Origin of the sequence: Enterobacter sp. SES19, from assembly GCF_011765665.1 — a bacterium.
Taxonomy (GTDB): domain Bacteria; phylum Pseudomonadota; class Gammaproteobacteria; order Enterobacterales; family Enterobacteriaceae; genus Enterobacter; species Enterobacter pseudoroggenkampii.
In genome coordinates this window covers 3,797,559-3,821,241 of the sequence record NZ_CP050320.1, presented here as the reverse complement: position 1 = coordinate 3,821,241, position 23,683 = coordinate 3,797,559, and the positions used below count along the sequence as shown (strand labels likewise).

Genomic DNA, 23,683 nt, shown 5'->3' with positions numbered 1-23,683 from the left:
GGAGTTATGATGTCCATTTCTTTGAATATAAACCGTTTTGATCGGCTCAGTGGCCGTTTGTTCCTTCTATTGTCGCATGAAAAAAAGGTCCGGCGCAGAAAAATGTCGTGGCTTTACGAGCCGTCTTCCGACATTAATTCAATGATAATTTTTCCATGCTCCACGCCCACTCTGACTCTGGAATGGGTCGTAAACCCCGCCTTTTCAAGCCAGTCACCTTTTAAGCTCAGCGCCGCATGTACGCTGTAACGCTTTGGTATCTTGGTATTGCGGTCTTCATGGCGCTTTCTAAAATATCCCACTTTTAAATGGCGATAGGGTTTGCCGATCGCGAGCTCTTGCATAGGGTCTCCAGACAACACGGACAAAGGTCATTTCTGATGCCTGTATAAAATACCAGTAATTATCGGTCGGTGCAGGGTGAAAACTGGAATCAGGCTTCAGGAAACGAAATGCAACCGCTGAAATACAGTGCTTAAAAGTGTATTATTAATGCACTTTATTATTCGGTAGGCCGTTATGTCCGGTAAACGCATCTCACGAGAAAAAGAGACCATCGCGAAAATGATCGCGTTGTATGAAAAGCAGTGTCCGCAGGCATCTCAGGAGGAAGGGCATTATCAGGCGCTCAACGCGTATGCCGATAAGCGCCTGGATAAGTGCGTTTTCGGTGAGGACAAGCCTGCCTGCAAGCAGTGTCCGGTACACTGCTACCAGCCTGCCAGACGTGAAGAGATGAAGCAGGTTATGCGCTGGGCAGGTCCGCGTATGTTATGGCGTCATCCTATCCTGACCGTTCGTCATCTGATTGATGATCGTCGTCCCGTACCGGAACTGCCGGAGAAGTACCGTCCGAAAAAGTGATCGGTTCAGCGTCTCAGCGGGCGGCAAATCACGTTCAGGGCCAGCGCGCTGCAGAGTGGGAAAAGGGCCAGCAGCAGCCAGGGATACATTGCCTGCGTTGAGGGCACCAGCGCGCGATCCAGCAGGCTGCCAAACAACAGATTTCCTGCCAGTACCGCAATGCCTCCTGCGGTGGCGAGAGCGCCGTAGTGCGCGCCAAGCGTGGACTCCTCCGCAAACCGAGGGATCAGATCTTTAGCCGATGGCACCAGCAGCATCTGTCCCAGCGTCAACAGCGTCACAAAGCAGACTGAGGGCAGTAAGCGCAGCCAGCCTTCCGGCGGCGTCATCGGGGCAAATATCGCCACGCTCGCAAAGGCGGAGGAGAGCAGCAAAAAACCTACCGGCAGGAGCCTCACCGCGCCCACGCGCCGGGCGAAACGCGCCAGCGGCAGCTGTAATGCAACGATCAGCAACGAGGCCAGCATAAAAAGCGGGCCGAGATCTTTCTCGTTACCGCCAGAGCGTTGGATCTCCACCGGCAGCGCCAGATAGAGCTGGTTATAGCTTAACAGCCACGAGCTGTAGGCAATGATAAAGGCGACAAAGCGCGGCTGGCGGAACGTCGTCCACCAGGGAACGAGCTTCAGCGTCCGGGGGGCGTGGCGTGACGCGGGCAGGCAAAAGTAGAGAACCACCAGCGCAACGATAAAGACCCCTGCGCCCGCCAGCGCCACCTGGCGAAAGCCCAGGCCGGTGAGCAGGGCGCCGGCAACCGGGCCCAGTACCGCACCGAGTTCCCCACAGACCGCAAAGAGCGCGAACCACTCCGCCCGACTTCGTTTTCCTTTCGCCTCGCTGTGCGTGCCCGCTTTCGCCAGCAATGCCTCAATAGACGGAGAAAACAGCGCGCCGCCCACGCCTGTCAGACACGCGCCCAGAATAATCGGCCACAGCGAGCCTCCAAACGCCAGCAGCAGATAGCCCGCAACGCGAATCATGCACCCGCTCAGGATAACGACTTTCGCGCCAAACCTGTCCGAGAGCGCACCACCGACGATAAACATCCCCTGCTGAGAGAACGTGCGCAGGCCGAGGATCAGCCCGATCAGCCCGCCGGAGAGCAGCATATCGTCGCGCAGGAATATCGCCAGGAAGGGGACAACGGCGTAAAAGCCAATGTTAAAAACAAACTGGCTACCCAGTAAGACGGGCGGCCAGAGCGTGGTGGCAGGGCGAAGGGGCATCGTTTTTCACTCGCCCCTAAACGATAAAGTGGATGTGCTTTTTGCCATGGAACGGCGAGATCTCGATTTTGGTTTTGACCCGGAAGACGTCCCAGAGCAACGACTCGGATAAGATATCCTGCGGTGTCCCCGTCGCCACAATTTGCCCTTTCTGCATCACAATCAGCGAGTCGCAGAACATCGAGGCATGGTTGAGATCGTGGATAGCGACTATGCTGGTGACCGGTAATTCGCTGATCAACTGCATCAGATGCATCTGATGATGGATGTCCAGGTGGTTGGTCGGTTCATCCAGCAGGATTTCCGTCGGAGTCTGGGCCAGCGCGCGGGCAATGTGGACGCGCTGGCGCTCGCCGCCGGAGAGGCTCAGCCAGCCCTGGTCACTTTTATCCAGCATATCCACGCGCTGCAGAGCGGCGGTGACGGTCTCGTCATCGTGGTTGCTCCAGTTGGAAAAGGCGGAGTGGTGTGGAATACGCCCAAGTTTCACCACGTCGCGCACGCGCATATTGGCGTCCGTCATGCCGTGCTGCTCCACGAAGGCGACCCGGCGGGCAAGCTGTTTTTTGGCGATGCGGGAGATGTCCTGCCCGTCCAGGGTAACGCAGCCAGCATCCGGGCGACGCAACCCCGCGAGGATCCGTAAAAGAGACGATTTCCCGCAGCCGTTAGGGCCAAGCAGTCCTACCGTTTCGCCCCGTGACACCTTCAGCGAGACGTCATTAACGATGACCTTTTTGCCGACCTTCCAGGTAATATTTTCCGCGCAGATGCTCATCACTTATTCCTTGAACGGTAGATAATCACGGCAAAGAAGGGGACGCCCACCAGCGCGGTGACCACCCCGACGGGCAGGCTTTGCGGCGCAATCAGCATGCGCGAGGCAATGTCTGCCAGCACCATTAGGATCGCCCCTGCCAGCGCGCTGGCAATCAGCAGCGTGCGGTGCAGCGGCCCGAACAGGAAGCGCATCACGTGCGGCACCACCAGCCCGACAAAGCCGATTGACCCCGCCATGCTGACGATGGTCGCGGTAATCAGCGCGGTAGTGGTAAAGAGCGTCAGGCGCACCCACGGGACGGCAATACCTAAAGAGGCGGCGGCGTCATCACCGAACGTGAAGGCATCCAGCGCCCGGGAATAGTAGAGGCAAACGGCTAATCCAATCAGTACCACGACCAGCGCCAGCTGGAATTCAGGCCAGCGTACGCCGCTGAAGCTGCCCAGCAGCCAGAACATCACGTCGCGCGCCTGCTGGGCGCTGGCGGAGGTGCTGATGGTGTAGGCGGTAATGGCGTTGAAAAGCTGCGAGGCGGCGACCCCTGCCAGAATGGTCCGTTCATTCCCGCCGCGCGCGCCGTTCGTCAGAAACGCGACAAACGCAAACGCGGCGAACGCCCCGGCAAAGGCACCGGCAGAGAGGGAGACCGCACCGGTGCCGATCCCCAATACGACGACAGAAACCGCCCCGGTCGACGCGCCCGCGGACACGCCGAGCACGTAGGGTTCCGCCAGCGCGTTCTTCAGCAGGCTCTGCAATACGGCACCGCAGATGGCCAGCCCCGCGCCGCAGCAGGCCGCCACCAGCGCGCGGCTCAGGCGAAAGTCCCAGATGACGCTCTCATAGATGCGAGTGAGCGGAACCTCGGTAAGCCCCATTTTATTGCTGATGGCGTAAAACACGTTATCCAGCGGGATGGACAGCTCGCCGACGCTGACGCTCAGGGCGATCACCAGAAATAGCAGTACCAGGGCGAGCAAAGCCGAGGTCGTCAGAACCAGGCTCTGCCGGGCCTGAAGAACGGCGGATGTCATCAGTTCAGCCCCAGTTTTCTGAGCTGTTCGCCGACCTGCTCAGCCCCGTAAATCGTGCGGATCGTCGGGTTCATCGCCTGGCCGTCCATCACCACGATGTGGCCTTTTTTCACGGCGTCCAGCTGGCTGACCGCCGGATCGCTCTTCAGGAATTTGATTTTCTCTTGTGCGTTATCCAGCGCCCAGCGGTTGCGGTCCAGGCTGGAGACCACAATCACATCCGGATTGGCGGCAATAATGCTCTCCCAACCCACGGTCGGCCATTCGGTCTCGGAGGTGATGGCGTTATGCCCGCCCATCAGGCTCGCGATAAACCCGGAGGGGCTGTTTTTACCGCCGACGTAGGCGTCCGCAGAGGGGGAGGAGCTTGAGAACCAGAAGACAAACGACAGGTCTTTTTTGTTCTTGCTGAATTCCTTACGCAGGCCGGCCTCGCGCTTTTTGAAATCGGCAATCACGGCCTGGCCGCGGTCTTCAACGTTAAAGATTTTGGCGAAATCCTCAATCTCCTGATAGAGATACGTCATATCCCACAGTTTCTGGCGGCTGCCGTACATATCGCCGGTGGCTTTTTTGGTCGCGCACATGCCCGGTGACACGTAGCTGTTCACGCCCAGGGTCATCAGGTCTTCGCGTTTTGCGACCTTGCTTTCCGGTCCCAGCAACAGCGGCGTCTGGGCGGGGACAAAGTCGGGATTTTGCGCAAGCACGGATTCAAGGGTAGGGATTTCGACCGTCAGCGTTTTGATTTTTGCGTTCTGTTCCGCCAGCTGCGGCAACACTTTAGTAGGCCAGAAGGCGCTGGCCTTCACCTTATCTTCCAGCCCCAGCAGGAGCAAAATTTCGACGGTATTCTGGCCCAGGGCCACGACGCGTTCCGGCGCTTTGGTGAATGTTTCTTTATAGCCACAGTTTTCAATGGTCAGAGGATATGTGGTTGCCAGAGCAGAACTGACCGACGCAACCGCCAGGCCTAACGCGCAGATGACCTTCTTCATGAAACGCTACCCTTGATTAATATTATTATTGATGCAAATGAAACTCATTATTAAGGCGGAATTTTATACAGAGGAAACGATTTTGTGTCAATGAGGGACAATTGCGCGGGGTAACGAAAGGCGGTGTCAGAGCAACACCGCCGGATTGGGGGGCTTAAACCAGGCTCTCTTTCTCAATCCCGAGTCGCTTCATGCGCGACAGCAGGGTGGTGCGTTTTAATCCTAAACGCTGGGCGGCACCTTTCGGTCCGGCGACTACGCCGTTGGTCTCTTTCAGCACGCGCATAATGAGCTGATATTCATCTTCTCCCTCTTTCGCTGTCTCGGCGGCGGGCAAGGTCACGTCAGGCAGCGTCACTTCAGGCAGGGAGAGCTGCAGCACATTCCCCCGCGTCAGCAACACCGCACGTTCGATGACGTTTTCCAGTTCGCGCACGTTGCCGGGCCACTCCATCGATGAAAGGGTACGTAACGTCTCGGCAGGAATGCTGTCGATATTTCGACCCATCCGACGCGCGATCTTGGCGGTAAACGCTTTGACCAGCAGGGGAATATCTTCCGGGCGCTCGCGCAGCGGCGGCAGGAAGATCGGGAAGACGTTCAGGCGATAGTAGAGATCGCTGCGAAACTCGCGGTCGGCGACCATCTTTTTCAGATCGCGGTTGGTGGCGGCAATCAGCCGCACGTCGGTCTGGATAAGCTTGTTGCTTCCCAGGCGCTCAAACTCCTGCTCCTGCAACACGCGCAGCAGTTTCGGCTGTAGCTCCAGCGGCATATCGCCCACTTCGTCGAGAAACAGCGAGCTCTTGTCCGCCAGCTCAAAACGGCCCAGCCGCTGGCTGCTTGCCCCGGTGAATGCACCGCGCTCGTGGCCGAACAGATCGCTTTCCAGCAGCCCTGCGGGCATCGCGGCGCAGTTCATCTTCACCATCCGACGGCTGTTGCGGTTGCTCAGGTTGTGAATAGCGCGGGCAATCAGCTCTTTACCCGTACCGGTTTCGCCCAGGATCAGCACCGTGCTGTCGCTTTGCGCCACCATCTCGACCTGCTTGAGCACGCTGTACATGGCATCGCTGCGCCCGATGATTTCACCAAACTCGCTGTCCACGTTGTTGAGCTGTTCGGTCAGGGCCAGGTTCTCATCCACCAGACGCTCTTTCAGACGATGAATTTCCTGATAGGCGAGGGCGTTATCCAGGGCGATGGAAATACGTTCGGCGATCTGACGCAGCAGCTTCAGGTTGGTGGTGGTGAACACGCCCTCCTCACACTGCGCCAGCTTAAGCACGCCCAGCATGGTGTTGCCGGACATCAGCGGCAGCAGGCACAGGGTCTGAATTTTGTTGCCCCAGGTGTTAAACAGCATCCGCTCGTACGGCGCTACCGGGTCCTGCTCGTTCAGGTTGAGCAGGAGGATCTCTTTGCTTTTGAAGACCCGCTCCGAAAGGGTCCCCGCTTCATCCACTTCGCTCTGCTCGTGTGCCGGGTTGGCTTCATCAAGATAATGCGTGGAGTAGATGTTCAGCTTGCCCTTGCGATGGCCGCGAAGCGCAATGCTGATGGCGTCGATTTTGAAATAGTGGTGGATCTCTTTCGAGACTTCGCTCACCAGTTCATCCATGTCGAGCCGTGACAGCACGGCGTTGGTGATGGCGACCAGAATGCGAAAGTTGTCGCGTTCGCGGCTCAGCAGGTCGTAATCCACATTATTGGTGACGCGGCTTTGGATCTGCTCCGCGACGACGGCCACAATCTGGGTAAAGGTGTGCAGGCGTTCGTATTCCGCCTCGCTCCAGGGCTGGTCGGTGGTGCGGATAAACTCGCAGCCGCCAAAAATCTGACCCTCTGCCGCCAGCGGCAACATGCAGTAATGCCCGAAAGGCTGATAGAGGTTACTCTCCGCGAGCCGCGGCCACGCCTGGCGGAACTCCTCAAAGTTGCAGTGCAGCACTTCAGGTCGGGAGAGAATGCGGCGCACCGGGCCATGCGCGAGATACGTTTCGTCTTCGTATTCAAACGTTTTGCCATTGTCACGCGTTGAGTAGTAGCTCGCGCGGTGCGTTCCGCTATGCCACAGTACAATCGCGGCGCTGTCGGCCAGCGCCGACTGCCTGACCAGCCGGGTCAGGGCATCGCTCAGCGCGCCGAGATCGGGCTGCTGTAAAAGTGTGCGCGTGATGTCAAACAGGCCCTGCTGTCCAAGATCGCTCATCGGTGTATACGGCATAGTGCTTTCCAGTAAAAACGAGCAAAAAAATCCGTGCTGACCGCTTTTGGCGCGGTTCTAGCAAATACGGGGTAAAGGTTCCGCGTGCGGCAGATCCAGCGTGCGCTTCACGCCATAAAGCCCGGTCAGGCGCACCCCTTTGCGCTCAACCACTTCACCAATCATTGCCGCCTCTTTTCCTGACGGATGAGCCCGCAGCTGTTCAAGAACGGCTTCCGCTGCCGCACGTTCAACGCCAATCACCAATTTGCCTTCGTTTGCGAAGTTAAGCGGGTCCAGCCCCAGCAGTTCGCAAAGCCCGCGAACGGCGGGCTTAACGGGCAGGCTGCGCTCGGTGAGTTCAATCCCATACCCGCAGCTTGCTGCAAATTCGTGGACCACGGCATTCACGCCGCCTCGCGTGGCGTCCCGCAGGGCTTTGACGCCGGGTACGGCACGCAGCGTCTGAATCAGCGGGGTGAGCACCGCGCAGTCGCTGCGCAGTTCCCCGTCCAGCCCCAGGCCTTCGCGCAGATTCAGGATGGTCGCCCCGTGACAGCCCAGCGTTCCGGTCACGATCAGCACGTCGCCCACGCTAAGCTGCTGCGCGCCCCAGTGAATATCGGCGGGGATCGCCCCCACGCCGGCGGTGTTGATAAACAGCTTGTCGGCCGCACCGCGCTGCACCACTTTGGTATCGCCGGTTACGATAGCTATCCCCGCCTCGCGCGCGGTCTGCGCCATGCTGTTGACCACTGTTGTGAGCGTCTCCATCGGCAGGCCCTCCTCGAGGATAAACCCGCAGGAGAGGTAGCGCGGAACGGCGCCGCTGACGGCCACGTCGTTGGCCGTGCCGCAGACGGCGAGCTTGCCGATATCGCCACCCGGGAAGAACAGCGGGTCAATGACGTAGCTGTCGGTGGAGAAGGCCAGCCTGTCGCCCTGGGCGGTGAGGGTGGCGAGGTCAATGCGCGCCTGGTCTTCCTGTTCGGCGAGCCAGGGGTTGTTAAAGGCCGCCATAAACAGCCGGTTAATGAGCTGCTGCATCGCCTGTCCGCCGCTACCGTGCGCCATTTCAACCGTATTCATGCTTCACTCTCCTGGTTGCGATACTGATACCACGCGGCACACGCCCCTTCGGAGGAGACCATCAGCGCGCCAAACGCCGTTTGCGGGTTGCAGGTATTGCCAAATAACGGGCACTGATGCGGTTTGCATTTGCCGGTGAGCACCTCGCCGCAGCGGGCCCGTGGATCGTCGCAAACCTGCTGCGGCTGCGGGCGGAAATGCGCTTCGGCGTCGAATGTGCGATAGGCTGACGTCAGGCGCACGCCGGATTCGGCAATCAGCCCCAGACCACGCCATTCGCTGTCGCCCTCAACTCTAAACACGTCGGCTATCGCCTGCTGTGCCCGTTCATTTCCCGCATCCGGCACCACGCGCCGGTACTGGTTTTCCACTGCACTCAGGGCCGCTATTTTCTGCTCAACCAGCATGGTGACACCTTGCAGTAGATCAAGTGGTTCGAAACCAGCGACCACTAACGGACGATTGTACTGTTCAGCGATAAAACCGTAGGCGTCTGTGCCAATCACCATGCTGACATGCCCCGGTGCCAGAAAGGCGTCAATGCCGTTTCCCGGCTCTTCCAGCAGGCTGCGCAGGGTGGGGATAAGCGTAATGTGCTGGCAGAAGAAGAAAAAGTTATCGACGCCGCGCGCTTTCGCCTGCTGCAGCGTGATGGCGGTGGCGGGCATGGTGGTTTCAAACCCCAGGCCGAAAAACACCACCTTGCGCGCGGGGTTATCCGCTGCCAGCGTCAGGGCATCCATCGGCGAATAGACGATCCGCACGTCCGCACCGCGCGCTTTTGCCTGCAGCAGCGAGCCGTTTTTCCCCGGCACGCGCATCGCGTCGCCAAAGGTGCAGAAAATGACGTCGGGCTGGCTGGCAATTTCAATACAGCTGTCGATGCGCCCCATCGGCAGCACGCAGACCGGGCAGCCGGGGCCGTGGATAAACTCAATGTTCTCCGGCAGCAGCTGGTCGAGGCCAAATTTGAAGATGGCGTGCGTGTGCCCGCCGCACACCTCCATGATCCGCAGCGGTCTTTCTTTCGTGTAGTCCAGACGCGCTGCGCGCGTTTTCAGGTGGCTGATAAGCTGCAGCACCTGCTCCGGCGCGCGGTATTCATCAACGTAACGCATGATTACCGCTCCTCGCCGTACAGCAGCGCGCCCACGTCCGGCTCCACGTCAAACATGTTCTGCAACGCATCCAGCGTGTCGCGGGCTTCCGCTTCGTTAATCACGCTCATGGCAAACCCCACGTGCACCAGCACCCACTGGCCGAGACGCGATGCGCCCGTTTCATCTGTGTTGCCCACCAGCGTCAGGTCCACGTCGCGCAGGATGCCGCAGACCTCGACTTTGGCCTGATTACCGTCGATGGCGTAAATTTGCCCAGGTACGCCTATGCACATCGCTCGTTCTCCAGCCACTGTAGCCAACTGTCCATGCCGTCACCGCGCGTGGCGGAGACCAGCAGGATCTCAATCTCCGGATTCACTTCACGGGCATACGCCAGGCACCTATCCACGTCGAAATTCAGGTACGGCAGCAGGTCGACTTTGTTCAGCAGCATGATGGACGCGGCGGCAAACATATGCGGGTACTTCAGCGGTTTGTCTTCGCCTTCGGTCACCGAAAGCACCGCCACCTTGTGCCGTTCGCCCAGGTCGAAGCTCGCCGGGCAGACCAGGTTGCCGACGTTTTCAATAAACAGAATGCCGTCATCCGCCAGCGGCAGACGCGGGGCGGCGTCGGCAATCATCTGCGCATCCAGGTGGCAGCCTTTGCCGGTATTAACCTGAATCGCCGGGGTGCCGGTTGCGCGAATACGCGCCGCGTCGTTAACGGTTTGCTGGTCGCCTTCAATCACCGCGCAGGAGACGCGCCCGTTCAGGCGTTTGAGCGTTTCCGTTAACAGCGTGGTTTTGCCGGAGCCGGGGCTGGAGACCAGGTTCAGCACCAGCTGTTTACGGGTGGCAAAGCGGGCGCGGTTGCGGGCGGCGATCTGATTATTTTTGTCCAGCACGTTGATTTCCACTTCCAGCATCTGGCGCTGGCTGATACCCGGCGCGTGGGTGCCCGCTTCCCCGTGGCCGTAGTGCAGATCGCCCGCAGCGGACCGTTGCGGGGTTAAGGTGATACCGGTCAGTGCCGCAGAGGGTCGTGGGACAGGAGAAAAGGGCGCGGAGCGAAACGCGGAATGGGGGCGATGTTCATCCCCTTCTATATACAGGTTGCCTTCGGCGCAACCGCAGGTACTACACATACTTTACTCCTTCTCGATTTCGAGACGTTGGATCTGCATGCCGTCATCCGCCACGATGCGAAGACCGGCGCTCTGACACTGCGGACAGCGCTGAACCTTTGATGACAGCAGGGTGACGTACTGCTGGCACTGCTCGCACCAGCACTCCGCCTGCTGCTCTTCAATATGCAGTTCGCAGCCTTCCGCCAGCGTGCCGCGGCACACCAGTTCAAAACAGAAATTCAGGGCGCTGGTCTCGACGCAGGAAAACGCCCCGACCTTCAGCCAGACGCCGGTAACGCGTTTCGCGTGGTTTTGCACTGCCTGCTGCTCGATAAGTTCCAGAGCCCGCTGGCAGAGGGTGATTTCGTGCATGACGCCTCCTCAGTGAATTGCGCCATTGAATGCAATAACGATGCCAGCTTGATTTTTGTTAAGGCGTGACGATGTCAACGCTGTCGAAATGACACGTCGACACCGCGGCGTTGACAGCGGTTTTGCAATTAAACACATTAAAAATCATAAAGATAAAAACTGGCATGGAATCTGCTTAACAGCCGCTATCTCCATTAAACGGATACCTTCTATGACTATTTGGGAAATCAGCGAAAAAGCGGATTACATCGCGCAGCGTCATCAGCAGCTGCAGGACCAGTGGCACCTTTACTGCAACTCGCTGGTTCAGGGCATTACCCTCTCGAAAGCGCGTCTTCACCACGCGATGAGCTGCGCGGCACAGGGGGATATGAGCTTTGTCCTGTTCGGCCATTTCACCATTAACGTGACCCTGGCGGATAACTTCAACAGCCACACTATTGAGTACCACCTCGAGACAAAAGACGGCGAAAAACAGTGTATTGCGAAGGCGCAGCTGATGGCCGACGGCATGGTGGACGGCCACGTCAGCAACCGCGATCGCCAGCAGGTGCTGGAGCACTATCTGGAAAAAATCGCGCCGGTCTATAACGGCCTGTACGCCGCCGTTGAACGCGATCTCCCGGTCAACCTGAAGCAGCTGATGGACGGAAATGCCTCAGCGAACGTGGCCTGACCCTTGCGTGTCGAGAAGTGTCGACAAGACAGTTTTTCGTCAAAAATGACTATCACCAGAGGATGACCCGGTGAACCGTTTTGTAATTGCCGACTCGACGGTCTGTATTGGCTGTCGAACCTGTGAGGCGGCGTGTTCGGAAACGCATCGCCTGCATGGGCTGCAGTCCATGCCGCGCCTGCACGTCATGCGTAATGAAAAAGAGTCTGCCCCGCAGCTCTGCCATCACTGTGAAGATGCTCCCTGCGCGGGTGTCTGCCCAGTGAATGCCATCACCCGTGTTGATGGCGCTGTCCAGCTGAACGAAAGCCTGTGCGTAAGCTGCAAGCTGTGCGGCATCGCCTGCCCGTTTGGCGCGATTGAATTTTCCGGCAGCCGTCCGCTGCACATTCCGGCGAACGCTAACTCGCCAAAAGCCCCGCCTGCGCCACCGGCTCCGGCACGCGTAAGCACGCTGCTGGACTGGGTGCCCGGCATCCGCGCCGTGGCGGTGAAGTGCGACCTGTGCAGCTTCGATGAGCAGGGTCCGGCCTGCGTGCGCACCTGCCCGACTAAGGCATTGATTCTGGTTAACATTCGCGACATCGCCCGTACCAGCAAGCGTAAACGCGAGCTGACCATCAACAGTGATTTTGGCGACCTTTCTCTGCTACAGGCGCTTAACGAGGGGGCGAAATGAACGCGGCAATGATGATTACCAGCGCGGTAGCCTGTTTTACTGCCGCCGCTGTTCTGGCGCTGATCTTCTCATTCCATAAAACCCTGAGCGGCGCGATCGCCGGGATTGGCGGGGCGGTCGCTAGCCTGATGACGCTGGCGGCAGGCGGCGTTGTCCTGCTCGGCGGCCAGTCCGCAGAAACCGTGATGCCGCTGATTCGGCACACCGTTGAGATCACGCCACTGAACGCCATCTGGCTGGTGACGTTTGGTCTGTGCGGGCTGTTTATCAGCCTGTTCAATATCGACTGGCACCGACACCCGCACGCTAAAGCCAACGGCCTGCTGGTCAATCTGCTGATGGCGACGGCGGTCTGTACCGTTATCGCCAGCAACCTCGGCGCGCTGGTGGTGATGGCGGAAATCATGGCGCTGTGCGGCGTGTTCCTGACGGGCTGCAGCGCCTCCGGCAAGCTGTGGTTTGCGCTGGGACGCCTGGGGACGCTGCTGCTGGCGCTGGCCTGCTGGCTGGTGTGGCAACGCTTTGGCACGCTGGATTTCTCTGCGCTCAACGGGCATCCGCTGGGGAATGACGTCTGGCTGCTGGGCGTTATCGGCTTTGGCCTGCTCGCTGGCATCATCCCGCTGCACGGCTGGGCGCCGCAGGCGCATGCGAATGCCTCCGCGCCCGCCGCCGCGCTGTTTTCGGTGGTGGTGATGAAAGTGGGTCTGTTCGGAATTTTGGCGATTACGCTGACCGGCGGACAACCGCCGCTGTGGTGGGGCGTTGTGCTGCTGATCGCCGGAATGATTACCGCGTTCGTCGGCGGCCTGTACGCGCTGATGGAGCACAATATCCAGCGTCTTCTGGCGTACCACACGCTTGAAAATATCGGCATCATCCTGCTCGGTATTGGCGCGGGCGTAACCGGGCTGGCGCTCAATCATCCGGCGCTAATCGCGGCCGGTTTTATCGGCGGTCTTTATCACCTCGTTAACCACAGCCTGTTTAAAAGCACCCTGTTCCTCGGCGCGGGAAGCGTCTGGTTCCGCACCGGCCATCGGGATATCGAAAAGCTGGGCGGGATTGGCAAAAAGATGCCGGTAATTTCACTGGCGATGCTGGTCGGGCTGATGGCGATGGCCGCGCTGCCGCCGCTGAACGGCTTTGCCGGGGAGTGGGTGATCTATCAGTCCTTCTTCGCGCTCGGTCAGAGCGATCTCTTTATCGCGCGTTTGCTCGGCCCGCTGCTGGCGGTCGGGCTGGCAATTACCGGGGCGCTGGCGGTGATGTGCATGGCGAAAGTCTACGGCGTGACCTTCCTCGGCGCGCCGCGCACACGCGAAGCTGAAAACGCCTGCTGCGCACCGTTGTTGATGGGCGTGAGCGTGGTCGCGCTGGCGCTGTGCTGCATCGCGGGCGGCGTCGCCGCACCGTGGCTGCTGCCGCTGCTGGGCAACGCCATTCCGCTGCCGCTGACCGTGGCGAATACCACCGTCTCTCAGCCTATGATCGCGCTGCTGCTGATTGGCGCACCGCTGCTGCCGCTCGTCCTGATGCTGTTCTTCAAACGCGACAGGCTCACCTCCCGCGCGCGCGGTGCGGCGTGGGCCTGTGGCTACGAACACGAACAGTCGATGGTTATCACCGCCCACGGTTTCGCCATGCCGGTGAAGGAGAACTTCGCCGCCGTGCTGAAGCTGCGCCACTGGTTGAATCCGGTGGCCTGGGTACCCGGCTGGCAGAGCGCCGCCGCGCCCGCGCTGTTCCGCCGTCTGGCGGTCATCGAGCTGGCGGTGCTGGTGGTCATTGTGATTTCACGAGGAGCCTGACATGAGTCTGTTACTGGCAATTCTTCAGGCGCTGGTGCTGTTCGCCGCCGCGCCGCTGCTGTCGGGCATCACGCGCGTGGCGCGCGCCCGGATGCACAACCGTCGCGGGCCTGGGGTGCTTCAGGAGTACCGCGATCTCTTCAAACTGCTTTCTCGTCAGAGCGTGGCGCCGGATGCCGCAGGCTGGGTCTTCCGCCTGACGCCCTTCGTGATGGTGGGCGTCATGCTGACCATCGCCACCGCGCTGCCGGTGGTGACGGTAGGATCGCCGCTGCCGGCGCTCGGGGATCTGATTACGCTTATCTACCTCTTTGCCATCGCCCGTTTCTTCTTTGCGATTGCGGGCCTCGACACCGGGAGCCCGTTTACCGGCATCGGTGCCAGCCGCGAGGCGATGCTCGGCGTGCTGGTTGAGCCGATCCTGCTGCTGGGGCTGTGGGTCGCCGCGCAGGTGGCGGGTTCCACCCACATCAGCTTTATCACCCACACCGTTTACCACTGGCCGGTGGCGCGCTCAATCCCGCTGGTGCTGGCGCTGTGCGCCTGCGCGTTCGCCACGTTTATTGAGATGGGCAAACTGCCGTTCGATCTGGCGGAAGCCGAGCAGGAGCTGCAGGAAGGGCCGCTTACCGAGTACAGCGGCTACGGCTTCGCGGTGCTGAAGTGGGGCATCAGCCTCAAACAGCTGGTGGTGCTGCAGATGTTTGTCGGCGTCTTCTTCCCGTGGGGGCAGATGACGCACTTCTCCGCGGGCGGTCTGCTGCTGGCCGTCGTGGTTGCCGTCCTCAAGCTGCTGGTTGGCGTGCTGGTGATTGCCCTGTTCGAAAACAGCATGGCGCGCCTGCGTTTTGTCGAAACGTCACGCATCACCTGGGCCGGTTTTGGTTTTGCATTTTTAGCGTTCGTCTCCTTGCTGGTGGCGTGATTAAAGAGAATTTTTATGTCTGAAGAAAAGAAAGGTCAGCAGTATCTCGCCGCATTGCATCAGGCTTTCCCCGGCGTGGTGCTGGAGGAGTCCTGGCAAACCAAAGACCAGGTAACCGTCACTATTAAGGTGAACTACCTGCCGGAAGTGGTGGAGTTTCTCTACTACCGGCAGGGCGGCTGGCTGTCGGTACTGTTCGGCAACGACGAGCGCCAGCTGTGCGGCAGCTATGCGGTGTACTACGTGATGTCGATGGAGCAGGGCGAAAAATGCTGGCTCACCGTGCGCGTCGAAGTCGACCCGAATAAGCCGGAATATCCGTCCGTCACGCCGCGCGTGCCTGCCGCCGTCTGGGGCGAGCGCGAAGTGCGCGACATGTACGGCCTGGTGCCGGTCGGCCTGCCGGACGAGCGCCGCCTGGTGCTACCGGACGACTGGCCGGACGAGCTCTATCCGCTGCGCAAAGACAGCATGGACTACCGCCAGCGCCCGGCGCCGACTACCGACAGCGAAACCTACGAATTCATCAACGAGCTGGGCAGCAAGAAGAATAACGTGGTGCCGATCGGCCCGCTGCACGTCACCTCTGACGAGCCGGGCCACTTCCGCCTGTTCGTCGACGGTGAAAACATTATCGACGCCGACTACCGCCTGTTCTACGTCCATCGCGGCATGGAAAAGCTGGCGGAAACCCGCATGGGCTACAACGAAGTGACCTTCCTCTCTGACCGCGTGTGCGGCATCTGCGGCTTTGCCCACAGCACCGCCTACACCACCTCGGTGGAGAACGGCATGGGGATCGTGGTGCCGGAGCGCGCGCAGATGATCCGCGCCATTCTGCTGGAGGTGGAGCGCCTGCACTCGCACCTGCTGAACCTCGGCCTGGCCTGCCACTTTGTCGGCTTTGATTCCGGGTTTATGCAGTTCTTCCGCGTGCGCGAGGCGTCGATGAAGATGGCGGAGATCCTCACCGGGGCGCGTAAAACCTACGGCCTGAACCTGATCGGCGGGATCCGCCGCGACCTGCTGAAGGACGACATGATCCAGACCCGCCAGCTGGCGCAGCAGATGCGCCGCGACGTGCAGGAGCTGGTGGACATGCTGCTCAGCACGCCAAACATCGAGCAGCGCACCGTCGGCATTGGCCGCCTTGACCCGGAAATTGCCCGCGACTTCAGCAACGTCGGCCCGATGGTGCGCGCCAGCGGGCACGCCCGCGACACGCGTGCCGATCATCCGTTCGTCGGCTACGGCCTGCTGCCGATGACCGTGCACAGCGAGCAGGGCTGTGACGTCATCTCGCGGCTCAAGGTGCGCATCAACGAGGTGTTCACCGCCCTGAACATGATCGACTTTGGTCTGGACAACCTGCCGGGCGGCCCGCTGATGGTGGAGGGCTTCACCTACATCCCGAACCGCTTTGCCCTTGGCTTTGCCGAAGCGCCGCGCGGGGACGATATCCACTGGAGCATGACCGGCGACAACCAGAAGCTCTACCGCTGGCGTTGCCGCGCGGCCACCTACGCCAACTGGCCAACCCTGCGCTACATGCTGCGCGGTAACACCGTCTCTGACGCGCCGCTGATCATCGGCAGCCTCGACCCGTGCTACTCCTGCACCGACCGCATGACCGTAGTCGATGTGCGCAAGAAGAAAAGCCAGGTGGTGCCGTACAAAGAGCTTGAGCGCTACAGCATCGAGCGTAAAAACTCGCCGCTGAAATAAGGACTCGCCATGTTTACCTTTATCAAAAAAGTGATCAAAACGGGCACGCAGACCAGCAGCTATCCGCTGGAGCCGATGCCGGTGGATAAAAACTTTCGCGGCAAGCCGGAGCACAATCCGCAGCAGTGCATCGGCTGCGCGGCCTGCGTCAACGCCTGTCCATCGAACGCCTTAACGGTGGAAACGGCTCTCAAAACCGGCGAGCTGGCCTGGCAGTTCAACCTCGGGCGCTGCATCTTCTGCGGCCGCTGCGAAGAGGTGTGCCCGACGGTCGCCATTCGTCTGTCGCAGGAGTACGAGCTGGCGGTATGGAAGAAAGAAGACTTCCTGCAGCAGTCGCGCTTTGACCTGTGCAACTGCCGCGTCTGCAAACGCCCGTTCGCCGTGCAGAAAGAGATCGACTACGCCATCGCGCTGCTGCAGCACAACGGCGACGCCCGCGCGGAGCATCACCGTGAAAGCTTTGAAACCTGCCCGGCGTGCAAGCGTCAGAAGTGCCTGCTGCCGTCCGACCGCATTGATATTACCCGCCATATGAGAGAGGCCAGCTGATGGAAAACCTACTGGGCCCGCGCGACGACAACGGCATTCCGGTGCCGATGACGGTGGACGAATCCATCGCCAGCATGAAGGCGTCGCTGCTGAAAAAAATCAAACGCTCGGCCTACGTCTACCGCGTGGACTGCGGCGGCTGCAACGGCTGCGAGATTGAGATCTTCGCCACCCTGTCGCCGCTGTTTGACGCCGAGCGCTTCGGCATCAAAGTGGTGCCGTCCCCGCGCCACGCGGACATCCTGCTGTTTACCGGGGCCGTCACCCGCGCCATGCGCTCGCCCGCGCTGCGCGCCTGGCAGTCCGCCCCTGACCCGAAAATCTGCATCTCGTACGGCGCCTGCGGCAACAGCGGCGGCATCTTCCATGACCTCTACTGCGTCTGGGGCGGCACCGACAAAATCGTGCCGGTGGACGTCTACATTCCGGGCTGCCCGCCGACGCCTGCCGCAACGCTGTACGGCTTTGCCATGGCGCTTGGCCTGCTGGAGCAGAAAATCCACGCGCGCGAGCCAGGCGAGCTCGACAACCAGGCTGCGGCCATTCTGCACCCGGACATGGTGCAGCCGCTGCGGGTGAAGGTCGATCGCACGGCGCGCAGGCTGGCGGGCTATCGCTACGGCCGTCAGATTGCCGACGACTATCTGCGCCTGCTGAGCCAGGGCGAGCATCAGGTCGCACGCTGGCTGGAGGCGGAAAACGATCCGCGCCTCAATGAGATTGTGGCGAACCTGAACAGCATCGTCGATGAGGCGCGTATCCGATGAGTGAAACGGTGGTGTTCAGCCAGCTGAGCCGTAAGTTTATTGATGAGAACGATGCCACGCCGGATGCGGCGCAGCAGGTGGTCTATTACAGCCTGGCGATTGGGCATCACCTCGGGGTGATTGACTGCCTGGAGGCGGCGCTGAGCTGTCCGTGGTCCGAGTATCTGGCGTGGATCGCCACGCTGGAGGAGGGCAGTACGGCGCGGCGCAAAATGGAGGGCGTGCCGAAGTACGGCGAGATCGTGATCGATGCGAACCACATTGCGATGCTCGCCAACGCCTTTGACGCGGCGCTCGGCAGGCAAACCCCAGAGCAGCAGGCGTGGAGCAAAACGTTGCTCGGCATGCTGCATGATATTCATCAGGAGAGTGCCATCTACCTGATGGTGAGGAGATTACGTGACTGACGTTTTACTGTGTGTCGGCAACAGCATGATGGGCGATGACGGCGCGGGTCCGCTGCTGGCGGAGATGTGCGCCGCGAACCCACAGGGCAGCTGGGTGGTGATTGACGGCGGCAGCGCGCCGGAAAACGACGTGGTCGCCATCCGCGAGCTGCGCCCGGACAGGCTGTTAATCGTCGATGCCACCGATATGGGACTCAACCCCGGTGAGATCCGCCTGATTGACCCGGACGACATCGCCGAGATGTTTATGATGACCACCCACAATATGCCGCTGAACTACCTGGTGGATCAGATCAAAAGTGACGTGGGCGAGGTGCTGTTTTTGGGCATTCAGCCGGACATTGTCGGGTTTTATTACCCGATGACGCCGCCGGTGAAGGAGGCGGTGGAGGTGGTGTATTCACGACTAGCCGGGTGGGTTGGGGATGGAGGTTTTTCTCAGCTCTGAGCAGTGCCGGGTGGCGGCTTCGCCTTACCCGGCCTACCAAACCCATCTCCCTCTCCCTGTGGGAGAGGGCTGGGGTGAGGGCAACAGGCTACTCGAGATCCCCCCCGTTACTCGCAATCACCTTCTTATACCACCAGAACGATTTCTTGCGTTTGCGCTCCAGCGTGCCGTTCCCGGCGTCGTCGCGGTCGACATAGACAAACCCGTAGCGCTTGCTCATCTCCCCGGTTGAGGCAGAGACAAGGTCAATACAGCCCCAGGTGGTGTAGCCCATCAGCGGCACGCCGTCCTCAATCGCGTCGCCCATCGCGCGGATATGCTCGCGCAGATAGCTGATGCGGTAGTCGTCGTTAATCTCGCCGTTTTCATCAACGACATCTTTCGCTCCCAGGCCGTTTTCCACCAGGAACAGCGGCTTCTGGTAGCGGTCGTACATCATGTTCATGGTGATGCGCAGGCCGAGCGGGTCGATGCCCCAGCCCCATTCGCTCACCTGAATGTGCGGGTTGCGCAGAGATTTGACGATGTTCGCCGCATTGGTGTTGTTCGCGTTCATATCCGCCGAGGCGCAGCGCGAGGCGTAATAGCTGAACGAGACAAAGTCGACGGTGTTTTTCAGAAGTAGATCATCGCCCGGGTCTTTAACAATCACCACGCCTTTCTCGCGGAACACGCGGGCAGAATAGGCCGGATAGCTGCCGCGCGCCTGCACGTCGATAAAGAACAGGTTCTCGCGGTCTTTCTCCAGCGCCATCCACACGTCTTCCGGCTTGCAGGAGTACGGATAGAAGTTTCCGCCCGCCAGCATGCAGCCGACCTGGTTTTCCGGGTTCACCTCGTGAGCAATTTTAGTCGCCAGCGCGCTCGCCACCAGCTCGTGGTGCGCGGCCTGGTATTTCACCTGATCTTCATTTTCGCCTTTCTCAAACACCAGCCCCGCGCCGGAGAACGGGCTGTGCAGCATGATGTTGATTTCGTTGAAGGTCAGCCAGTATTTCACCAGCCCGTTAAATTCCTCAAAGCAGGTGCGGGCATAGCGGGCAAAGAAATCGACCATCTTACGGTTGCGCCACGAGCCGTACTCCGTCACCAGGTGCATCGGCACGTCGAAGTGGCAGAGCGTTACCAGCGGCTCGATGTTGTACTTTTTGCACTCTTCGAACACAGCGCGGTAGAAGGCAATACCCTCTTTGTTCGGCAGCGGTTCGTCGCCGTTCGGGTAGAGGCGGCTCCAGGCAATCGAGGTGCGGAACACCGTAAAGCCCATCTCCGCCATCAGGGCGATGTCTTCTTTATAGCGATGGTAAAAATCAATCGCCTCGTGGCTCGGGTAGAATTCGTCGTCACGCAGCGAAAAACGCTTTTCCTTACCGAGTTTCACCGCCAGGCGGTTCGCGCCGTGGGGGATCATATCGACCGTTGTCAGCCCTTTGCCGCCCTCACGGTAAGCGCCTTCACTCTGGTTGGCGGCAAGCGCGCCGCCCCATAAAAATCCTTGTGGAAACACAGACATTCTTACCTCGCTTTCAATTTATGCTTTTGCTGCGTTGTTCTGTACCGGTGCGGTCTGCAGGGCGCGCGCTTTTTCGGCGTCGTCTTCGACCGGAATATCCTCAAAGCCCAGTATCAGGGTCAGAACAAACGACAGCACCACTGCCAGACCCATTACGCCAAACACCCAGACGATGGTCATCGGGTTCGCCGGGTCGAAGAACTGTACGCTGGTAAACAGCCCCGGTGCCGCCATCGAGTGGCTGGCGAGACCGGCCATGCCCGCCACCGCGCCGCAGATAAAGCCGCTGATCAGGCTCGCAATCAGCGGACGTTTCAGACGCACCGCCACGCCGTACAGGGCCGGTTCAGAGATCCCCGCCATAATAGCGGAGGCCGCCGCCGCCAGTGCCGTCTGGCGCAACTCCGGGTTTTTGGTTTTCCACGCCACCGCCAGTGACGAGCCGCCGAGCGACAGGTTAGCGCCGATTTCCGACGGCATGACCATCCCTTCTTTGCCCGTTTCGGCAATGGTCTGAATGATGGTTGGCGTAAACACGCGGTGCATCCCGGTCATGACCAGCAGCGGCCACAGCGCGCCCATAATGGCCACGGAGAGCCAGCCCAGATAGCCGTGAATGGTGTAAACCAGCGCGGAGATGGCGCTACCGATCCAGATGCCCAGCGGCCCAATCAGCACGATGGCGAGCGGGGCGGCAATCAGCACGATCAGCATCGGCTTGAGGAAGTTTTTGGTTACCGCCGGGGTGATGCGATCCACCCAGCGCTCGATGTATGACAGGCACCAGGTCATCACCAGAGCCGGGATGACGGTGTAGGTGTATTTCACCGCCGTCACCGGGATAAAGGCGAACTCAACGTGTTCGCCCTGCGCGGCTTTCGCCATCAGCTCGATAAAGCTCGGGTGCACCAGCACGCCCGCAATGGCGATGGCCAGCGACATGTTGGTTTTGAACTTCACCGCCGCCGAGGCCGCCACCATCAGCGGCAGGAAGAAGAACGCGCCGTCGCCGATGACGGTCAGAATAGTGAGCGTCGGCGCGCCTTTTGGCAGCACGCCGGTCATCTCAAGGATCATCGCCAGCAGCTTGACCATTGAGCCGCCGATGATCGCCGGGATCAGCGGGGACATGGTGCCGATCAGCGCGTCGAGGATCCCGGCGCCAATGCGACGCAGCGTCAGCTTTTGCGGGCCTTCCGGTACGGCAGGCTGCAGGCTGGTTGGCAGCAGGCTCACCACTTCGCGGTACGCCTGCGAAACGGTGTTGCCGATGATGACCTGGCACTGGTTGTCGGTGCGCACCACGCCGAGCACGCCGCTGATGCTTTTCAGGCGCGCGGTGTCGGTAAGGCTTTCGTCTTTCAGAACGAAACGAAGTCGCGTCATGCAGTGGGTGACGGCGACGATGTTCTCTTTGCCACCCAGCGCGCTGACAACGTCGTTCGCCAGCGCAGCGTAATTTTTGGCCATCGGATGTGATCCTGTTATCGTTGTGTGAAATGTAGGAAACCGGTTCCACATAATCATCATGAGTTTCTTTGGATGAAACAAGATCGCTTTTTGACCATTTTTTTATTTCGTGACGATGATCACCAGCAAGAACCCAAAGCGTGATTTCACCGCTGCGACAATTTTTCTGCAGTGCAGTACACTGCGCTCCATCAGATGCAGACGGAATAACAACATGACCACGATGCTTGAAGTGGCGAAGCGGGCAGGCGTTTCGAAAGCCACGGTGTCCCGGGTGCTGTCGGGCAATGGCTATGTCAGCCAGGAGACCAAAGACAGGGTTTTTCAGGCCATTGAAGAGAGCGGCTATCGCCCAAATTTGCTGGCGCGCAACCTGGCGACCAAACGTACCCAGACGCTGGGCCTGGTGGTGACGAACACCCTTTATCACGGCGTCTACTTTAGCGAGCTGCTGTTTCACGCCGCGCGCATGACGGAAGAGAAAGGGCGGCAGCTGATCCTCGCGGATGGCAAGCACAGCGCGGATGAAGAGCGTGAGGCGATCCAGTATTTGCTCGATATGCGCTGCGACGCGGTGATCATCTATCCGCGTTTTCTGAGCGTGGAGGAGATGGATGAGATTGTCGAGAAGTGCGAGCAGCCCATTATGGTGCTCAACCGCCGCCTGCGGAAAAACAGCAGCCACAGCGTCTGGTCGGATCATAAAGCCTCCAGCCAGGACGCGGTGTCACAGCTGATTGCGAAAGGGCATCGGGAGATCGCCTTTATCACCGGCTCGCTGGATTCTCCCACCGGGGTTGAGCGTCTCTCCGGCTATAAGGACGCGCTGGCGCAGCACGGTATTCCGCTGCGCGAGGGGCTGATTGCGCAGGGGAAGTGGAACCCCGCCAGCGGCGCGGCGGCGGTGTCCGAACTGCTTGCTCGCGGTGAACGCTTTACGGCGCTGGTGGCGAGTAATGACGACATGGCAATTGGCGCCATGAAGCAGCTGCACGACAGCGGCGTAGCCGCACCGGACGCGGTGTCGGTGATCGGTTTTGACGACGTGGCCATCGCGCCTTACATTGTGCCGTCGCTTTCCAGCGTACGCATCCCGGTAACGGAGATGATCAAAGAGACCATCAGCCGCCTGATCTTCATGCTCGACGGCGGTGAGTTTAAATATCAGCAAATTTTCTCCGGCGAGCTTGTCCTGCGCGACTCGGTTATTGACGGCCCGCACCGCTGATGTCGACAGCTGTCATCGTCATAAGTGACGATGACAGCACCGCTTTAATTTTTAAAATCAATTAAAATCAATAATTTAATTATTGGCACGGTTTATGAATATCTCCGGGCATAACTGTAATGCTGGAGAAGCAGATGAACCGTTTTATTATGGCCGATGCCAGTAAGTGTATTGGTTGCCGTACCTGTGAAGTGGCGTGCGTGGTTTCCCATCAGGCGGAGCAGGACTGCGCGTCGCTTACCCCTGACACGTTTTTGCCGCGCATCCACGTCATCAAAGGCGTGAATATTTCCACCGCCGCCATCTGTCGCCAGTGCGAAGACGCACCGTGCGCCAACGTCTGCCCGAACGGGGCGATTAAACGCGAGAAGGGCTTTGTGCACGTGATGCAGGAGCGCTGCATTGGCTGCAAAACCTGCGTGGTCGCCTGCCCGTACGGCGCGATGGAGGTGGTGGTCCGTCCGGTGGTACGCAACAGCGGTATGGGACTGAGCGTGCGCGCGGACAAAGCCGAAGCCAACAAATGTGACCTGTGCTACCACCGCGACGCCGGCCCGGCCTGCATGGAAGCCTGCCCGACGCACGCGCTGGTCTGCGTGGATCGCGACAAGCTTGAGCAGATGAGCGCCGAAAAGCGGCGTCGCGCGGCGTTCGACACCTCGTCATCGCTGCTGTTCTGAACC

The 23,683-nt window shown here is 59.9% G+C and carries 25 protein-coding genes; 12 read left to right on the top strand and 13 right to left on the bottom strand.

Annotated features, from left to right (window positions below):
- Window positions 1-113: 113 nt before the first annotated feature.
- Complete coding sequence (locus GXP72_RS18150) at window positions 114-344, bottom strand: SymE family type I addiction module toxin (protein WP_024909245.1); 231 nt, start codon at window positions 342-344, stop codon at window positions 114-116.
- 175 nt (window positions 345-519) lie between these two features.
- On the opposite strand from GXP72_RS18150, the gene GXP72_RS18145 reads away from it, so the two are divergent.
- Window positions 520-864, top strand: coding sequence for a nitrous oxide-stimulated promoter family protein (locus tag GXP72_RS18145; protein WP_024909244.1), 345 nt, complete (start codon window positions 520-522; stop codon window positions 862-864).
- A 5-nt stretch (window positions 865-869) separates the two neighbouring features.
- Here GXP72_RS18145 and GXP72_RS18140 read toward each other — a convergent pair whose 3' ends face one another.
- The 10 genes from GXP72_RS18140 to hypA all read right to left on the bottom strand — a co-directional run bounded on the left by GXP72_RS18140 (window position 870) and on the right by hypA (window position 10,799).
- A complete protein-coding gene (locus GXP72_RS18140) occupies window positions 870-2,090 on the bottom strand; it encodes an MFS transporter (protein ID WP_048993022.1) in 1,221 nt (406 codons plus the stop codon).
- Between the two features lie 16 nt (window positions 2,091-2,106).
- Complete coding sequence (locus GXP72_RS18135; RefSeq protein WP_048993021.1) at window positions 2,107-2,868, bottom strand: ABC transporter ATP-binding protein; 762 nt, start codon at window positions 2,866-2,868, stop codon at window positions 2,107-2,109.
- Window positions 2,868-3,905, bottom strand: a complete 1,038-nt coding sequence (locus GXP72_RS18130; protein WP_048993019.1) for an iron chelate uptake ABC transporter family permease subunit — start codon at window positions 3,903-3,905, stop codon at window positions 2,868-2,870. Before GXP72_RS18130 ends, GXP72_RS18135 begins: the two co-directional genes overlap by 1 nt.
- Complete coding sequence (locus tag GXP72_RS18125; protein WP_208763231.1) at window positions 3,905-4,903, bottom strand: ABC transporter substrate-binding protein; 999 nt, start codon at window positions 4,901-4,903, stop codon at window positions 3,905-3,907. Before GXP72_RS18125 ends, GXP72_RS18130 begins: the two co-directional genes overlap by 1 nt.
- Before the next feature lie 154 nt (window positions 4,904-5,057).
- Window positions 5,058-7,130: a formate hydrogenlyase transcriptional activator FlhA gene (flhA, locus tag GXP72_RS18120; protein ID WP_208763230.1), complete on the bottom strand. Its 2,073-nt coding sequence runs from the start codon at window positions 7,128-7,130 to the stop codon at window positions 5,058-5,060.
- A 57-nt stretch (window positions 7,131-7,187) separates the two neighbouring features.
- Window positions 7,188-8,198, bottom strand: a complete 1,011-nt coding sequence (hypE, locus tag GXP72_RS18115) for a hydrogenase expression/formation protein HypE (RefSeq protein ID WP_208763229.1) — start codon at window positions 8,196-8,198, stop codon at window positions 7,188-7,190.
- The gene (gene hypD / locus GXP72_RS18110; protein WP_208763228.1) at window positions 8,195-9,316 is read right to left on the bottom strand and encodes a hydrogenase formation protein HypD; all 1,122 of its coding nucleotides are present in this window, start codon (window positions 9,314-9,316) and stop codon (window positions 8,195-8,197) included. The genes hypE and hypD overlap by 4 nt, the downstream gene beginning before the upstream one ends.
- Before the next feature lie 2 nt (window positions 9,317-9,318).
- A complete protein-coding gene (locus tag GXP72_RS18105) occupies window positions 9,319-9,591 on the bottom strand; it encodes a HypC/HybG/HupF family hydrogenase formation chaperone (protein ID WP_024909236.1) in 273 nt (90 codons plus the stop codon).
- Window positions 9,582-10,445, bottom strand: coding sequence for a hydrogenase nickel incorporation protein HypB (hypB, locus tag GXP72_RS18100; RefSeq protein WP_208763227.1), 864 nt, complete (start codon window positions 10,443-10,445; stop codon window positions 9,582-9,584). The genes GXP72_RS18105 and hypB overlap by 10 nt, the downstream gene beginning before the upstream one ends.
- Window positions 10,446-10,448: 3 nt before the next feature.
- Entirely contained in the window at window positions 10,449-10,799 is a 351-nt protein-coding gene (gene hypA, locus GXP72_RS18095; RefSeq protein WP_208763226.1) for a hydrogenase maturation nickel metallochaperone HypA, read from the bottom strand.
- 211 nt (window positions 10,800-11,010) lie between these two features.
- On the opposite strand from hypA, the gene hycA reads away from it, so the two are divergent.
- The 9 genes from hycA (at window position 11,011) to hycI (ending at window position 18,789) form a co-directional block, all read left to right on the top strand.
- Window positions 11,011-11,475 (top strand): formate hydrogenlyase regulator HycA, encoded by a 465-nt coding sequence (gene hycA, locus GXP72_RS18090; protein WP_208763225.1) that lies wholly within the window; start codon window positions 11,011-11,013, stop codon window positions 11,473-11,475.
- A 70-nt stretch (window positions 11,476-11,545) separates the two neighbouring features.
- Complete coding sequence (locus GXP72_RS18085) at window positions 11,546-12,154, top strand: 4Fe-4S dicluster domain-containing protein (RefSeq protein WP_023308971.1); 609 nt, start codon at window positions 11,546-11,548, stop codon at window positions 12,152-12,154.
- Window positions 12,151-13,965: a formate hydrogenlyase subunit 3 gene (hycC, locus tag GXP72_RS18080; protein ID WP_208763224.1), complete on the top strand. Its 1,815-nt coding sequence runs from the start codon at window positions 12,151-12,153 to the stop codon at window positions 13,963-13,965. Before GXP72_RS18085 ends, hycC begins: the two co-directional genes overlap by 4 nt.
- A gap of 1 nt (window position 13,966) precedes the next feature.
- A complete protein-coding gene (locus GXP72_RS18075) occupies window positions 13,967-14,890 on the top strand; it encodes a respiratory chain complex I subunit 1 family protein (protein ID WP_032648046.1) in 924 nt (307 codons plus the stop codon).
- A 15-nt stretch (window positions 14,891-14,905) separates the two neighbouring features.
- A complete protein-coding gene (gene hycE / locus GXP72_RS18070; RefSeq protein ID WP_148769288.1) occupies window positions 14,906-16,615 on the top strand; it encodes a formate hydrogenlyase subunit HycE in 1,710 nt (569 codons plus the stop codon).
- A gap of 9 nt (window positions 16,616-16,624) precedes the next feature.
- On the top strand, window positions 16,625-17,167 hold the full coding sequence (locus tag GXP72_RS18065) for a formate hydrogenlyase complex iron-sulfur subunit (RefSeq protein WP_024909228.1): 543 nt from the start codon (window positions 16,625-16,627) through the stop codon (window positions 17,165-17,167).
- A complete protein-coding gene (locus GXP72_RS18060) occupies window positions 17,167-17,934 on the top strand; it encodes an NADH-quinone oxidoreductase subunit B family protein (RefSeq protein WP_208763223.1) in 768 nt (255 codons plus the stop codon). Before GXP72_RS18065 ends, GXP72_RS18060 begins: the two co-directional genes overlap by 1 nt.
- Complete coding sequence (locus GXP72_RS18055; RefSeq protein WP_208763222.1) at window positions 17,931-18,341, top strand: formate hydrogenlyase maturation HycH family protein; 411 nt, start codon at window positions 17,931-17,933, stop codon at window positions 18,339-18,341. Before GXP72_RS18060 ends, GXP72_RS18055 begins: the two co-directional genes overlap by 4 nt.
- A complete protein-coding gene (hycI, locus tag GXP72_RS18050; RefSeq protein ID WP_148769290.1) occupies window positions 18,334-18,789 on the top strand; it encodes a hydrogenase maturation peptidase HycI in 456 nt (151 codons plus the stop codon). The genes GXP72_RS18055 and hycI overlap by 8 nt, the downstream gene beginning before the upstream one ends.
- An 88-nt stretch (window positions 18,790-18,877) precedes the next feature.
- Here hycI and GXP72_RS18045 read toward each other — a convergent pair whose 3' ends face one another.
- Together GXP72_RS18045 and ascF are read right to left on the bottom strand one after the other, a co-directional pair.
- A complete protein-coding gene (locus GXP72_RS18045) occupies window positions 18,878-20,302 on the bottom strand; it encodes a 6-phospho-beta-glucosidase (protein ID WP_208763221.1) in 1,425 nt (474 codons plus the stop codon).
- Between the two features lie 18 nt (window positions 20,303-20,320).
- Complete coding sequence (gene ascF, locus GXP72_RS18040) at window positions 20,321-21,772, bottom strand: PTS cellobiose/arbutin/salicin transporter subunit IIBC (RefSeq protein WP_061714559.1); 1,452 nt, start codon at window positions 21,770-21,772, stop codon at window positions 20,321-20,323.
- Window positions 21,773-21,986: 214 nt separating this feature from the next.
- Here ascF and GXP72_RS18035 point away from each other — a divergent pair, with 214 nt between their 5' ends.
- Entirely contained in the window at window positions 21,987-23,000 is a 1,014-nt protein-coding gene (locus tag GXP72_RS18035; RefSeq protein ID WP_032648032.1) for a LacI family DNA-binding transcriptional regulator, read from the top strand.
- Window positions 23,001-23,134: 134 nt separating this feature from the next.
- Window positions 23,135-23,680 (top strand): electron transport protein HydN, encoded by a 546-nt coding sequence (gene hydN, locus GXP72_RS18030; RefSeq protein WP_029739520.1) that lies wholly within the window; start codon window positions 23,135-23,137, stop codon window positions 23,678-23,680.
- Window positions 23,681-23,683 lie beyond the last annotated feature (3 nt).